Source organism: Pseudoxanthomonas japonensis (assembly GCF_010093445.1).
GTDB classification, from domain to species: domain Bacteria; phylum Pseudomonadota; class Gammaproteobacteria; order Xanthomonadales; family Xanthomonadaceae; genus Pseudoxanthomonas_A; species Pseudoxanthomonas_A japonensis.
On record NZ_PDWW01000037.1, the window covers coordinates 16,831 to 31,677 of the forward strand.

Here is a 14,847-nt window from a genome sequence, read left to right on the forward strand (position 1 = left end):
TCGCGGTCTGACCGCGACATCGCCTCGCCGTCCGCCACTCATGTCCGCAGAGAGGGCCCGCGGTGATGGCCCGTGCTGCGCTATCGGCGCTTCGGCGGTGCGGCCACCGAGTCGCGGGTGACCAGCCGATGCGGCACCACGTGGTCCATCAACACGCGCGTGCTTTCGGACTTGCGCCGGATGCTGCGCAGCAGGATGTCGATGGCCGTGTTCGCCATCGACGCGATCGGCTGGTGGATGGTGGTGAGTTCCGGCCAGACCGTGGTCGCGGCCGAGGTGTCGTCGAAGCCCACCACCGACAGGTCGCGCGGCACGTCCAGGCCACGCCGATGCGCCACCGAGATCGCCGCCGCGCCCATGTCGTCGTTGCTGGCGAAGATCGCGGTCGGCGGCTTGCGGTGCGCGAGCAGTTTCTCGGCGGCCTTCAGCCCGGAGCGGTAGGTGTAGTCGCCCTGCTGGACGAGGTCGCTATCCACTTCGAGTCCAGCCTCATGCAGCGCGGTAACGAAGCCATCGTAGCGGCGCGAACTGGCGCTCAGGTCGCTGCGTCCCCGGATGAAGCCGATGCGGCTGTGGCCCTGCTCGATGAGGTGTTCGGCCATCTCCCTGCCGGCGCGGAAGTCGTCGATCCGCACGCAGGAGATCTCGTCGCTGAAGCGGCCCGACGCGATGGCGACCACGGGAACGCCGGCCTTCACCAGCTCCGTCACCGCCGCACGCGATTCGCACAGCGGTGGCGGCAGGATCACGCCGTCGACGCGCGCGCCCAATGTACGGGCGGCCTTGCGTTCGGATTCGGTATCCAGGTCGTCCCAGTAGTCGACCACCAGCTGGATCGCGGTGCGGGACGCGACCCGCAGCAGGCCGACCAGCAGTTCTCGGAGGTAGGCGCCACTGGGGTTGGTGTAGATCAGCGCGATGCGCGTGTGCTGCGCGGCAGCCAGCGAACTGGCCGCCAGGTTGGGCGTGTAGTCCAGCTCGCGCACGGCGCGCATGACGCGTTCGCGGGTGGCGTCGCGGACCTTGCCCTGGTTGTTGATCACCCGCGACACGGTCATGGGCGACACACCGGCCCGGGCGGCCACCTCGTCGATCGTCACGCCGCTGGTCTTGCGGCGGATCGACTTCTTCGGCTTGTCCACTACACGTTCCCTTCTTCTACGGTGGCGCCGCCAGACGGCGACCGGCCGGTCCGGCATGGGCATCTGGCGGGATGATGGAACAGTTCGCGCCCGCCTGTCCCCCGGACATTGGAATGTTACCGCTAACCTCCGGGTTGGGCGACCGGCGTCGAGGCGGGTGGCTGGGCGTGGCACTGGCGTTGCTGGCCTGCACCGGTACCGCATGGGCGGAAGACGGCTACGCGTTGTGGATGCGCTACGTGCCGGTCGACGCCACATCGGCGGGCGGGTATCGCGCCCACGCGCAGGAGATCGTCGCGCCCGACCGGACCGCTACCCAGCGCGTCGCACGCGAGGAACTGGAGCGCGGTCTGGCCGGCCTGCTGGGCGTCATGCCCCGGTTGCGCACCACGCTTGGCGACGGTGGTGCGTTCGTCCTGGGCACGCCGCAGTCGTCGCCCTGGGTCGCACCGTTCCGTCGTGACCTTCAGGCACTGGGCGACCAGGGCTATCTGCTCCGGTCCGCACGGATCGGGGAACGCGATGTGATCGTCGTGGCCGCGCGCGACGACGTCGGCGTGCTGTACGGCGTCTTCCACCTGCTGCGCCTGATGCAGACGGGCGCGTCGCTCGATCGGCTGGAGGTACGCGAGTCGCCGGCGATCGCCCGACGCGTGCTCAACCATTGGGACAACCTCGACGGCTATGTGGAGCGCGGCTATGCCGGCGGCTCGCTGTGGGACTGGCATACGCTGCCGGACTGGCAGGACCCGCGCTACATCGACTACGCGCGGGCGAATGCCTCGCTCGGCATCAACGGCAGCGTCCTCAACAACGTCAATGCGAACGCGCTGAGCCTGTCGCCGGACTACCTGCGCAAGGCGGCGACGCTGGCGGACGTGTTCCGCCCGTACGGGATACGCGTGTACCTGAGTGCGCGTTTCAGTGCGCCCATCGAGATCGGTGGGCTCGCGACGGCGGATCCCCTCGATCCCGACGTGCAGCGCTGGTGGCGGAAGAAGGCAGACGAGATCTACGCGCTCATTCCGGATTTCGGCGGCTTCCTGGTCAAGGCCAACTCGGAAGGCCAGCCCGGTCCGCAGGACTACGGACGTTCGCACGCCGACGGCGCCAACCTGCTGGCCGATGCGCTGGCGCCGCATGGCGGCGTAGTGATGTGGCGCGCCTTCGTCTACGCGCACGACGTGCCGGAGGACCGCGCCAAGCAGGCGTACAACGAGTTCGTCGGGCTGGACGGCGCCCTCCGCCGCAACGTGCTGCTGCAGGTGAAGAACGGGCCGATCGATTTCCAGCCGCGCGAGCCGTTCCACCCGCTGTTCGGCGCGATGCCGCGCACGCCGTTGATGATGGAGTTCCAGATCACCAAGGAATACCTCGGCTTCGCGACGCACCTGGTCTACCTGGGGCCGCTGTACGAGGAAGTCCTGCACGCCGACACCCAGGCGCGCGGTCCCGATTCGACCGTTGCGACGGTGATCGACGGATCGCTGGACGGCCACGCGCTGTCCGGCATCGCCGGTGTGGCCAACATCGGCGACGACCGTACCTGGAGCGGATCGCATTTCGACCAGGCTAACTGGTATGCGTTCGGCCGGCTGGCCTGGAATCCGCGGCAGTCGGCGCGCGACATCGCGGCCGACTGGGTGGCGATGACGTTCTCGCGCGATCCCGACGTGGTGACGCCGGTCGTCGACATGATGATGGCCTCGCGCGAGGCGGCCGTGGACTACATGACGCCGCTGGGCCTGCACCACGTGATGGCGCGCGGCCACCACTACGGGCCGGGTCCGTGGGTCGATGGGGGACCGCGTGCGGACTGGACCTCGGTGTACTACCACCGTGCCGACCGCGACGGCATCGGCTTCGACCGCACGTCGCACGGCAGTGACGCCGTGTCGCAGTACGCGCCAGCGGTGGCGCGTGAGTTCGACGACGTGGACCGCGTGCCGGAGTCGCTGCTGCTGTGGTTCCACCACGTGCCGTGGGAGCACCGCATGGCATCAGGGCGTCCGCTGTGGGACGAACTGGTCCATCGCTACACCCACGGCGTGCGCAGCGTCGAGACGATGCAGGCGACATGGGACCGACTGCAGGGCAGGGTGGATGCCGAGCGACACCGGCACGTCGCCGCCTTCCTGCGCATCCAGCGCAACGAGGCGCAGTGGTGGCGCGACGCCAGCGTCGCCTACTTCCAGTCGCTCAACGGACGCGCACTGCCGGCCGGGGAAACGCCGCCTGCGCATCCGCTGGCGTACTACGAGTCGCTGCAGTTCCCGTTCGCGCCGGGGGATGGGCGATGAGCCGTGCTATCACGCTGGCAGGCAAGACCCTGGCTCTCGCGTTGCTGTTCATTGGCGGCGGTGCACGCGCACAGGATGCGCCGCTGTTGCACGCGCTGTTCCAGGACCACGTGGTGCTGCAGCGGGAGCGCCAGATCCCGGTATGGGGTACCGCCGATGCAGGCGCAACGGTCAGCGTCACCCTTGCGCGCGAGACGGTCACGACACGGGCAGGAACAGACGGTCGCTGGCGCGCGACACTGCGGCCGGCGGCGGCCGGTGGCCCCTACGAGCTCGTGGCCAGGGCCGGGCAGGCGACGCAGGTCGTGCGCGACGTGATGATCGGCGATGTGTGGCTGTGCTCGGGGCAGTCGAACATGGAATTGCCGGTCTGGCGGGCGCTCGACGCCAGCAGCGAGATCGCCTCGGCGTCGCATCCGCGGATCCGCTTATTCACCGTGCCGCAGGTGGCGGCGGTGGTGCCTCAGGCCACGTTCCCGAGTGCTACTGCGTGGAAGGTCGCCTCGCCGGAGACGGTGCGCGACTTTTCCGCTGCCTGCTTCTACTTCGCACGCGAACTGCAGAAGACGGTCGATGTACCGATGGGGCTCATCCAGGCCGCGTGGGGCGGGTCGCGTATCGAGGCCTGGACGGGTGCCAACGCCCTGCGTGCCGGCGGGGGCATGGAGGAGGCGCTGGATGTGCTGGCGCTCTACGCACACGATCCCGCGGCGGCGCTGGCGCAATGGGGACGGCACTGGGAGCGCTGGTGGACCACGCGCCCCGGCGCCGTAGCCGGCGACAGGCCATGGCGGTCCGATGCCCCCGATGCCGGCTGGCGCGACGCGCCTGCGTCGCTCGGCGCATGGGAGCGCTGGGGCGTCCCAGCACTGGCGGACTACAACGGCATGGTCTGGTACCGCACGCAGGTGACGCTGACGGCGGCGCAGGCCGCGACGCCCGCCACGCTGGAACTGGCGCCTGCCGACGAAATCGACATGACCTGGGTGAATGGCAGGGCGGTCGGCAGCGAATACGGTGCGGGCGAGCCGCGCCACTACCGGTTGCCTCCGGGTCTGCTGAAGGCGGGCGCCAACACGGTGGTGGTGAACGTGCTGGATACCTATCGCGATGGCGGACTCGCGGGGCCGGCGAGCGCGCACGCGTTGCGTTTCGACGACGGTACGCGCGTCACCCTCGATGCGTCATGGCGCTACCGGCCCGCGCCCGGCGATGAGGCGCCGCCCGGCGCGCCCTGGCAGGCCGCGAACGGCCTGTCGACGCTGTACAACGGCATGATCACGCCACTGGGCGACTACGGCCTGCGCGGCATGCTGTGGTACCAGGGCGAGTCCAACACCGGCGAGGGCGCCGCCTATGCCGCACGGTTGCGCACCTTGCGCGACGATTGGCGACGGCAGTTCGGTTCCCGCATGCCGCTGCTGGTCGTGCAACTGGCGGGCTATGGCATGCCGCCGCCCATGCCGAGAGAAAGCGGCTGGGCCGAGCTGCGGGAAGCTCAGCGGCAGGTGGCCGCGGACGATCCGCACGCCGGACTGGCGATCGCCATCGACATCGGCGATGCGTACGACATCCACCCGCCGAACAAGCAGGAACTGGGCCGACGCCTGGCACGCGTGGCGCGTCATGTCGTCTACGGCGAACGCGCGCTCGCGCCGTCCGGCCCGGTCGTGCATGAGGCGACGCGCGCCGCCGACGGCGTGCGTGTCGCGTTCGGCGGCGTCACCGGTGCGCTGACGACGACCGGCGCGAACGGCCCCATCGGCTTCGAACTCTGCGATATGCAGGCGCGTTGCAACTACGCGGACGCCACGCTCGACGGGAACACCGTCGTTCTGCGCGGCGCGGACCTGGTCGATGCGACGCGGGTGCGCTACTGCTGGGCGGACGGCCCGGTCTGCACGCTGCGCGACACCGCCGGACTGCCGGCCGGTCCTTTCGAACTCTCCCTCACGACGCCCGAGGTGCCCCGATGAAGCTGTTCTCCCTGCGCATCCCCCAGCACGACCATCGTCAGGCAGGCGTGCATCGGATCGGCGTGCGCGGCGTGCTGGCCGCCGTGCTGCTGTCGCTGGCCGTGCACGCTTCGGCACAGTCGCCAGCCGCGCCGCCGGTGTACTTCGACTGGTTCGAATACAGCGGTCGCGACAAGGCATTCGAAGCGCCATTGCCCGCCGGCCACTACCGCAATCCGGTGCTGGCGGGTTTCCACGCCGATCCCAGCATCGTCGCGGCCAACGGCAAGTTCTATCTGGTCAACTCCAGCTTCACCTACTTCCCGGGCATTCCCGTGTTCGAGAGCACGGACCTGGTGCACTGGAAGCAGATCGGCAACGTCATCGACCGTCCCACCCAGCTGGACTTCGACGGACTGAGTGTGTCGCGCGGCATTTTCGCGCCCACCATCGAGTTCCACGACGGCGTGTTCTATGTGGTCACCACGGCCACCGACAGTGGCGGCAATTTCATCGCCACCGCGCGCGACCCCGCCGGCCCGTGGTCGGATCCGCACTGGCTGCCGACCATCGGCGGCATCGATCCGTCGCTGTTCTTCGACGACGACGGCAAGGTCTACCTGCTCAACAACGACGAGCCGCCGGGACCGGCGCGCTACGACGGCCACCGCGCCATCTGGATGCAGCAAATCGACCTGGCGCGCTTCCAGCCGATCGGTCCGCGCAAGGTGCTGATCGATGGCGGCGTGGAGCCGGAGAAGAATCCGATCTGGATCGAAGGTCCGCATATCTACAAGCGCCAGGGCTGGTACTACCTGTCCGATGCGGAAGGCGGTACCGGACCGCAGCATTCGCAGGTCGTCCTGCGCAGCCGTGAGGTATGGGGTCCTTACGTGCCGTATGCAGGCAATCCCATCCTGACGCAGCGCGACCTGCCCGCAGATCGACCGTTGCCGATCACCAATGCGGGGCACGCCGATCTGGTGGAAGGGCCGGATGGATCGTGGTGGGCGGTGTTCCTCGCCAGCCGCAACTACCAGCAGCGCCACTACAACACCGGGCGTGAAACCTATCTGCTGCCCGTGCAGTGGCGCAATGGCTGGCCGGAGATCCTGCCCGCCGACCAGACGATTCCCTATGTGGTGAAAGCGCCCTCATGGATGCGCGGCGAGACCACGCAGGCGCCGTCCACCGGCAACTTTGTGCATCGCGACGAGTTCGATGGCCCGGCACTCGCTTCCGACTGGCTGCGCGTGCGCGTGCCGAAGACCGCCTGGGCGGACCTTGCCGCGCGTCCCGGTTCACTGGCGCTGACGCCGCTGGCGGAAGGCCTGGAAACCCTGCGCAACCCTGCGTTCCTTGGCCGTCGTCAGCAGCACCTGCGCTTCGAGGCCAGCACCGCGATGACAGCGCCTGCGCCCGGCGTGGCCGCGGGACTGGCCGCCTTCCAGAGCGAGGCGTACTGGTACTTCCTCGGGGTACGCCGCACGGAGGGCGATCGCATCGCCGTGTTCCTGGAAGCACGCGACGGCAGCGGCACCACGCGCACGCTGGCGACACGCGAGGTCAAAGCCACCGATGCGCTTCGCCTGAAGATCGAGGGCGACGAGGGCGACTACGGTTTCGCCTTCGATACCGGCGACGGCCGCGGATGGCAGACGCTGGCCAGCCGGATCGACGGCACCGTGCTGAGTACCGACCGTGCCGGCGGTTTCGTCGGTGCACTGCTGGGACCGTATGCGCGCGACGAGCGCGCCCAGAGGAGCGAATGATGAAGACCATGATGTCCGTTCCCCCCGTCCGGCGCGTCGCGCCGGTTCTGTGCGCATTGGCACTGTGTGTGGCCACATGGATGGCACCGTCCGCGCAGGCCGCTGACGCGAAGCCGTGGCTCGACACCTCGAACAGTTTCGAGGCGCGCGCCGCGGCGTTGGTCGCGCAGATGACGCTGGAGGAAAAGGCGGCGCAGATGCAGAACGCGGCGCCGGCCATCGAGCGATTGGGCGTGCCGGCCTACGACTGGTGGAACGAAGCGCTGCATGGCGTGGCACGTGCCGGGCAGGCGACAGTGTTTCCGCAGGCCATCGGCCTGGCGGCCACCTTCGACGTGCCGCTGATGGGTGAGGTGGCCACCACGATCAGCGACGAAGCACGCGCCAAGCACCACCAGTTCGTCCGCGACGGGCAGCACGGCCGTTATCAGGGGCTGACGTTCTGGTCGCCGAACATCAATATCTTCCGCGATCCGCGCTGGGGCAGGGGCCAGGAAACCTACGGCGAGGATCCATACCTCACCGCGCGCATGGGTGTGGCCTTCGTGCGCGGGCTGCAGGGCGACGATCCGGTCTACCGCAAGCTGGACGCGACCGCCAAGCATCTCGCCGTCCACAGCGGTCCGGAGGCCGATCGCCACCACTTCGACGCGAAGCCCAGCAAGCGCGACCTGTACGACACCTACCTGCCCGCGTTCGAAGCGCTGGTGAAGGAAGGCGACGTGGACGCGGTGATGGGCGCCTACAACCGCGTGTATGGCGAATCCGCCAGTGCCAGCAGGTTCCTGCTGCGCGACATGCTGCGCCGTGACTGGGGCTTCAAGGGGTACGTGGTCTCCGACTGCTGGGCCATTGTCGACATCTGGAAGCACCACAAGATCGTCGCCACCCGCGAGGAGGCCGCGGCGCTGGCGGTGAAGAACGGCACCGAGCTGGAATGCGGCGAGGAATACGCCACGCTGCCCGCCGCCGTACGCCAGGGGCTGATCAGCGAGGCCGAGATCGACGACGCGGTCACCCGCCTGTTCGCCGCGCGCATGCGGCTGGGCATGTTCGATCCGCCCGAGCGTGTGCGCTGGGCGCGCATTCCGTACTCGGTCAACCAGGTGCCGGCGCACGACGCACTGGCGTTGAAGGCGGCGCGCGAATCGCTGGTGCTGCTGAAGAACGACGGCCTCCTGCCGCTGTCGCGCGACCTGAAGCGCATCGCGGTGGTCGGCCCGACCGCCGACGACACCATGGCGCTGCTCGGCAACTACTTCGGTACGCCGGCCGCGCCGGTGACCATCCTGCAGGGCATCCGTGATGCCGCGAAGGGCGTCGAGGTGAGCTACGCCCGCGGCGTGGACCTGGTGGAAGGGCGCGATGATCCAGCCGCCACCCCCCTCATCGAGGCCGCCTACCTGCGGCCGTCGCCCGATTCTCCCGAGCGCGGTCTGCGCGGCGAATACTTCCGCACGCAGGACCTGTCCGGGCCACCCGCCCTGGTGCGCACCGATGCGCAGATCGGCTTCCGTTGGGACCGCGGTTCGCCGACCGACAACCTGCAGGCGCGCGGCGAGGCGGGTCCGGGGCAGGGCGTGCCGAACGACCCCTTCAGCATCCGCTGGGGCGGCCAGCTGTTGCCGCCCGTGTCGGGTCGCTACCGGATCGAGGCCGCCGCGGACGATGGTTTCCGCCTGTACGTGGACGGCAAGCGTGTGCTCGACCACTGGACCAACGCTGATCGCCTGCGCAGCGATGGCGTGGACCTGGACCTGGAGGCCGGCCGCGCCTACGACCTGCGACTGGAGTACTACGACGCCGAGCGCGATGCCGGCGTGCGGCTGGCCTGGCGCATGCCGGGCGCCAAGCCGCCGTTCGAGGAGGCCCTCGACATCGCCCGCAACGCCGACGTGGTGGTGTTCGTGGGTGGCCTGACCGGCGACGTCGAAGGCGAGGAGATGACGGTCAACTATCCGGGCTTCGCCGGTGGCGACCGGACCGACCTGCGCCTGCCCGCCACGCAGCGCGCCCTGCTGGAAGCGTTGCATGCCACCGGCAAGCCGGTGGTGCTGGTGCTGACCGGTGGTTCCGCGCTGGCGGTGGACTGGGCGCAGGCGAACCTGCCGGCCATACTGATGGCCTGGTATCCGGGGCAGCGGGGCGGCACGGCGGTGGGGGAAACCCTTTTCGGCGATGCGAATCCTGCCGGCCGCCTGCCGGTGACGTTCTACACGGCGGACCAAGTGATGCCGGCGTTCGACGACTACACGATGGAAGGCCGCACCTACCGCTACTTCCGGGGCGCGCCGCTGTATGCGTTCGGACACGGCCTGTCCTACACCCGCTTCGACTACCGCAACCCGCGCACCGACGCACGCAAGGTCGCCGCGGACGGCCGCCTGCGCGTGCAGGTAGACGTAGCGAACACGGGCAAGCGGGCGGGCGATGAGGTGGTGCAGCTGTACGTCCGCCCGCTGAAGGCCGGCCCCGGCGATCCGCAGCAGGAGCTGCGCGGCTTCCAGCGCATCCACCTGGCGGCCGGCGAGCGGCGCACGGTCGTGTTCGAACTGGAGCCGCAGCAGGCCCTGCGCCGCTACGACGAGGCGCGCGGCGCCTACACCGTGCCGCCGGGTCGCTACGAGGTGCGCGTGGGCGGTTCCAGTGCCGATGTCCGGGCGCATGCACCTTTCGAGGTCATCGCGAAATGAGCGAAGCGCACCGCATCATCCCGCATTCTTTCTTTCCACGACGTCCAGGACAGCCGACGCATGGCCAGCACTGACCACACGCTATCGATCCGGGAAAAGCTGGGCTACAGCCTGGGCGACCTGGCGGCTAACCTGATCTTCCAGACGCTGATCACCTATCTCGCGTTCTTCTACACCGATGTCTACCGCCTGCCGGCGGCGACCGCCGCGACGATCATCTTCGTGGTCGGCCTGCTAGGCGCGTTCGTGTTCACGCCGTTGATCGGCATCGCCGCCGACCGCACGTCGACACGCTGGGGCAGGTTCCGGCCTTGGATCCTGTGGACGGCGGTGCCGTTCGGCGTGCTGTCGCTGCTGGCCTTCAGCACGCCGGACTTCAGCGAACGCGGGAAAGTCGCCTATGCGTTGATGACCTACAGCCTGCTGGTGCTGGTCTATGCGGCGAACAACCTGCCGTACTCCGCGCTCAGCGGCGTGCTGACCGGCAGCATGGCCCAGCGCAACAGTCTGTCCGCGTACCGGTTCGTGGCGGTGATGATCGCGCAGTTCATCATCCAGGTGCTGCTGATGCCGCTGGTGCTGATCCTCGGCGACGGCGACCGCGTGGTCGGCTTCGAGCGCGTGATGACCGTGTTCGCCGTGGTGGGCACGGTGTTCTTCCTGATCACCTTCGCCACCACGCGCGAGCGCATCGTGCCGACGAAGGCGCAGTCCGGCGGCGTGATGCAGGACCTCGCGGACCTGGCGCGCAACCGGCCCTGGCAGGTGATGCTGGCCTTGACGGTGCTGGTGTTCATCAACCTGGCGCTGAAAGGCGGCACGTACATCTACTACTTCCAGTACTACATGGACGAAGCGGCGCTGGCGGGCTTCCTCGCCGACTCGGGATTCAACGGCTTCATCGCCGCCCTGAACGCGACGCTCACCGGCGCCGGCCTGGCGGGCTTCACCTGGCCGGAAGATCCCGCCACCTCCACCTTCAGCCTGTTCAACGGCAGCGGCATCCTCTGCATGATCCTGGGCATCGGCGTGTCGCGGAAACTGGCGGACCGCTTCGGCAAGCGCGACGTGTTCGGTGGCGCGCTGTTCGTGTCGACGCTGTTCCTGCTCGCGTTCTACGTGTTCCCGCCCACCGCGGTGGCGCTGGCGTTCGGCGCCTTCATGCTGCACGGCTTCTGCTACGGCATCACCATCCCGCTGCTGTGGGCGATGATTGCCGACGTGGCCGACTACTCGGAGTGGAAGAACCACCGTCGCGCCACCGCCATCATCTTCTCCGCCATGCTGTGCGGCCTGAAGATCGGGCTGAGCGTCGGCGGTGCGCTGGTCGCCGGCATCCTGGCGCACTACGGCTACCAGGCCGGTGCCGCCGAGCAGTCGGCCGCGGTCGTCGACGGCATCCGCCTGACCGTCAGCGTCTACTGCTCCATTCCCTTCCTGGTTGCGGTGGCGCTGCTCTTCCTCTATCGGATCGACAAGCCGATGGAGACGCGCATCGAACACGAGCTCGACCAGCGCCGTCGCACCGCGGGCGCAGCCGCGTGACCTCCATGTCCTTGCCCATGAACGACACACCTGTCCACGACGACGCCACGCCGCGCGCCGTCGAACTCGACCGCCTCGCGGAACGCGCGATCTCCCGGCCGCTGGTCACCCACATCTACACCGCCGACCCGTCGGCGCACGTGTTCGAAGGGCGGCTCTACATCTATCCCTCGCACGACATCGACGGCGGTGGCGCCTTCGATGACGAAGGCGGGCACTTCGGCATGGAGGACTACCACGTGTTGCGCATGGAGTCGCCGGAGGGCGAGGTCACCGACTGCGGCGTCGCGCTGCATGTGCGCGACGTGCCCTGGGCCGAGAAGCAGATGTGGGCACCGGATGCCGCGCATCGCGATGGCCGCTACTACCTCTATTTCCCCGCCAAGGACGGCGGTGGCCTGTTCCGCATCGGTGTGGCGGTCGCCGACCGGCCGGAAGGCCCGTTCGTCGCGGAGCCGGCGCCGATCGACGGCACGTACTCGATCGATCCTGCGGTGTTCGAGGATGACGACGGCGCGCACTACCTGTACTTCGGCGGTATCTGGGGTGGCCAGTTGCAGCGCTACCGCGACAACGCGTACGACACCGCGCATGAGGAGCCGACCGGCGACGCGCCCGCGCTCGGCCCGCGTGTCGGGCGACTGGATGCGGGCATGAAGGCGCTGGCGGAGCCCACGCGGGAGATCGTGATCGTGGACGAGCAGGGCGTGCCGCTGCGTGCCGACGACCATGCCCGCCGCTTCTTCGAAGGCCCGTGGCTGCACAAGCACGAAGGTCGCTATTACCTGTCGTATTCCACCGGCAACACCCACCTGCTGTGCTATGCGGTGGGCGACAGTCCGTACGGCCCGTTCACCTATGCCGGCGTGATCCTGACGCCGGTGGTCGGCTGGACCACGCACCATTCCATCTGTGCCTTCGACGGACAGTGGTATCTCTTCTATCACGATGCGTTGCACTCCGGCGGCGTGACGCACCTGCGCACGGCGAAGTGCACCGCGCTGCACCACGAGGCGGATGGCCGCATCCGCACGATCGATCCCTATGGCGGCTGATCCGCGTCACGCCGCCTGGGACGACGCGCTGGCACCGATGCCGGCAGGTCCGTTGCACTGGTTGCGCGCAGGGCGGCTGGAGGTCGCGCTCGCGCCGGAAGCTGGCGGCCGCATCGCGCAGATCCGCCATGACGGCATGGACTGGCTGATCGGTCCCGATGACGGCTGGCCCGCGACCATCGCCTGGGGCTGCTATCCGATGGTGCCGTGGGTCGGACGCATACGCGCAGGACGTTTCGATCTCGACGGTCGCACCCATGCGTTGCCGGTGAACTTCGGCGGGCACGCGATCCATGGCATCGGCTTCTCGCGGCCGTGGCGGATCGACACATTGGAGACGGACCACGCCACGCTGTCGCTGGCGCTTCCGCGCGATGGCTATTGGCCGTTCGGTGGCACCACGACGCAATCGGTACGTGTGGCAGGCGACCGCCTGCATCTGGACCTCGCCGTGCAGGCAGACGACCAGGCGATGCCGGCGGTGCTGGGCTGGCATCCGTGGTTCCGTAAGCCCGACCGCCTGATCTTCGCTCCCAGTGCGATGTATCCGCGCGACAGCGAGGGCATCGCGACGCTGCCCTGTGTGGTGCCCGTCGCCGGTCCATGGGACGACTGCTTCGTGGCGGAGGGGGAGATTGCGCTGGCGCGTGACGGACAGCGTCTCGACCTGCGCGCCGATACCGACCACTGGGTCGTGTACGACGCCGCGGCGCATACGACCTGCGTCGAGCCGCAGACCGGTCCGCCGGATGCCTTCTCGCTTGCGCCGCGCGTGCTGCAGCCCGGCCAACAGCATCGACTTTCCTTCGAACTCGCCTGGCGTACGGGCGGCGAATGACGGGAGCGGTGCCTGGTGAGCGTCACGCGGTTCGTTCCCGCCCCTGGAGAATCAAGATGCGCTCGAGTCAACCTCGCATGACCGCCTTCCACGGCATGGCGCTCGTGGCAATCGCGTGGCTGGGCGCCGCGCCGGTCCGTGCGCAGGACGACGTCATGGTCGCCATCGCCACACCGGACCAGCCCACGAAGGGGGAAACACCATGAAGGCGCATCGCACCGCAGGCGCGCTGTTCCTTTTCGCAGCGCTGATGCTGCCGTGGGCAGCGGAGTCGTTGGCACAGGAGCCCACTTCGCCGACGCCACGGTCGAACCCGCTGATCCGCGACAAGTTCACTGCCGATCCGGCGCCGCTGGTGGTGGGTGATCGTCTGTACCTGTACGTCGGACACGACGAGGCGCAGCGCGACGAGATGTTCAACATGCGCGAGTGGCTGGTCTATTCGACGACGGACATGGCGACCTGGGTCGACCACGGTCCGATCATGCAGGTGGCCGACTTCGCCTGGGCCAAGGCCGATGCCTGGGCGTCGCAGACCATCGAGAAGGATGGCCGATTCTGGTTCTACGCCGCGGTCGAGCATGACGACACGCATCCGGGCAAGGCCATCGCGGTCGCGGTGTCGGACCGTCCGACAGGCCCGTTCGTCGATGCGAAGGGCGCGGCCCTCATCACCCATGCGATGACACCGAAGGGCACGCACAGCTGGGAGGACATCGATCCGACCGTGTTCACCGACGACGATGGCACCACCTGGATCGCCTGGGGCAACCGGCAGTGCTACATCGCCCGGCTGAAGCCGAACATGATCGAGATCGACGGCCCCATCACCGAGATCACGCCACCACACTTCGAGGAAGGCCCGTGGCTGCACAAGCGTGGCGATCTCTATTACCTCACCTATGCCTCGCTCGACCGTGCGACCCACCGCGACGAGAAGGTGTCCTACGCCACCGCCCCTTCCATCCAGGGGCCGTGGACGTATCGCGGCGAACTCACGGGTTCGGGGAAGTACAGCTTCACCATCCATCCCGGCATCGCCACGTTCAAGGGCAGGGACTATCTGTTCCTGCACAACGCCGCCCTCACCATCGGCGACCAGAACGGTGCCATCGGCAGGCGTGCGGTCACGGCCCACTACCTGCAGTACGACGAGGATGGAAGCATGAAGCCCGTGCTCCAGACCGACGAGGGAATATCCGTAGTGCCTGAGCGGCAGCCTTCCGCTCGCTGAAGGGTGCGGCAAGCGAGTACGGGAGCGGGTCGCTGTCCGGATTCGTCTCTCGGGTGAGCGGGAAGCAACGACATACGGATGCGGTTCCGGCAGTATCCGGATTCATCCGTAGCCGCTGGACATCGGGAGTTCGCCAGAGAACTCACGCCTCGCGTTCTTCCTGCTGAAGCCGCTTGAACCCCATGCGCCGGGCGATGAAATCGTCCCCTCTCGTCCATTCGTGGAACATCGCCGCGAGCAGGTGGAGGCACACCAGTCCCAGCAGGATCCACGCACCGTACACATGCACGTACCAGGCGACGGCGCGTCCGGT

At 68.4% G+C, this 14,847-nt stretch carries 10 protein-coding genes; 9 read left to right on the forward strand and 1 reads right to left on the reverse strand.

The features are described from left to right. Nucleotides 1-80: 80 nt before the first annotated feature. The gene (locus CSC78_RS17940; protein ID WP_162339232.1) at nucleotides 81-1,142 is read right to left on the reverse strand and encodes a LacI family DNA-binding transcriptional regulator; all 1,062 of its coding nucleotides are present in this window, start codon (nucleotides 1,140-1,142) and stop codon (nucleotides 81-83) included. Nucleotides 1,143-1,255: 113 nt separating this feature from the next. Between CSC78_RS17940 and CSC78_RS17945 the strand changes: the two genes are divergently transcribed. The 9 genes from CSC78_RS17945 to CSC78_RS17980 all read left to right on the forward strand — a co-directional run bounded on the left by CSC78_RS17945 (nucleotide 1,256) and on the right by CSC78_RS17980 (nucleotide 14,534). Continuing rightward, entirely contained in the window at nucleotides 1,256-3,442 is a 2,187-nt protein-coding gene (locus CSC78_RS17945) for an alpha-glucuronidase family glycosyl hydrolase (RefSeq protein WP_162339233.1), read from the forward strand. Next, nucleotides 3,439-5,418, forward strand: coding sequence for a sialate O-acetylesterase (locus CSC78_RS17950; protein WP_162339234.1), 1,980 nt, complete (start codon nucleotides 3,439-3,441; stop codon nucleotides 5,416-5,418). The genes CSC78_RS17945 and CSC78_RS17950 overlap by 4 nt, the downstream gene beginning before the upstream one ends. 62 nt (nucleotides 5,419-5,480) lie before the next feature. Further along, nucleotides 5,481-7,169, forward strand: a complete 1,689-nt coding sequence (locus CSC78_RS17955) for a glycoside hydrolase family 43 protein (RefSeq protein ID WP_379609345.1) — start codon at nucleotides 5,481-5,483, stop codon at nucleotides 7,167-7,169. A gap of 80 nt (nucleotides 7,170-7,249) precedes the next feature. Beyond that, nucleotides 7,250-9,862: a glycoside hydrolase family 3 protein gene (locus CSC78_RS17960; protein ID WP_202924220.1), complete on the forward strand. Its 2,613-nt coding sequence runs from the start codon at nucleotides 7,250-7,252 to the stop codon at nucleotides 9,860-9,862. A gap of 60 nt (nucleotides 9,863-9,922) precedes the next feature. Next, entirely contained in the window at nucleotides 9,923-11,407 is a 1,485-nt protein-coding gene (locus CSC78_RS17965) for an MFS transporter (RefSeq protein WP_162339236.1), read from the forward strand. 17 nt (nucleotides 11,408-11,424) lie between these two features. Next, nucleotides 11,425-12,462, forward strand: coding sequence for a glycoside hydrolase family 43 protein (locus CSC78_RS17970; RefSeq protein WP_162339237.1), 1,038 nt, complete (start codon nucleotides 11,425-11,427; stop codon nucleotides 12,460-12,462). Then, on the forward strand, nucleotides 12,452-13,300 hold the full coding sequence (locus tag CSC78_RS17975) for an aldose 1-epimerase (RefSeq protein WP_162339238.1): 849 nt from the start codon (nucleotides 12,452-12,454) through the stop codon (nucleotides 13,298-13,300). The genes CSC78_RS17970 and CSC78_RS17975 overlap by 11 nt, the downstream gene beginning before the upstream one ends. A gap of 77 nt (nucleotides 13,301-13,377) precedes the next feature. Then, on the forward strand, nucleotides 13,378-13,506 hold the full coding sequence (locus CSC78_RS19230; protein ID WP_274379372.1) for a hypothetical protein: 129 nt from the start codon (nucleotides 13,378-13,380) through the stop codon (nucleotides 13,504-13,506). Beyond that, entirely contained in the window at nucleotides 13,503-14,534 is a 1,032-nt protein-coding gene (locus CSC78_RS17980) for a glycoside hydrolase family 43 protein (RefSeq protein ID WP_202924221.1), read from the forward strand. The genes CSC78_RS19230 and CSC78_RS17980 overlap by 4 nt, the downstream gene beginning before the upstream one ends. Nucleotides 14,535-14,847: the final 313 nt, after the last annotated feature.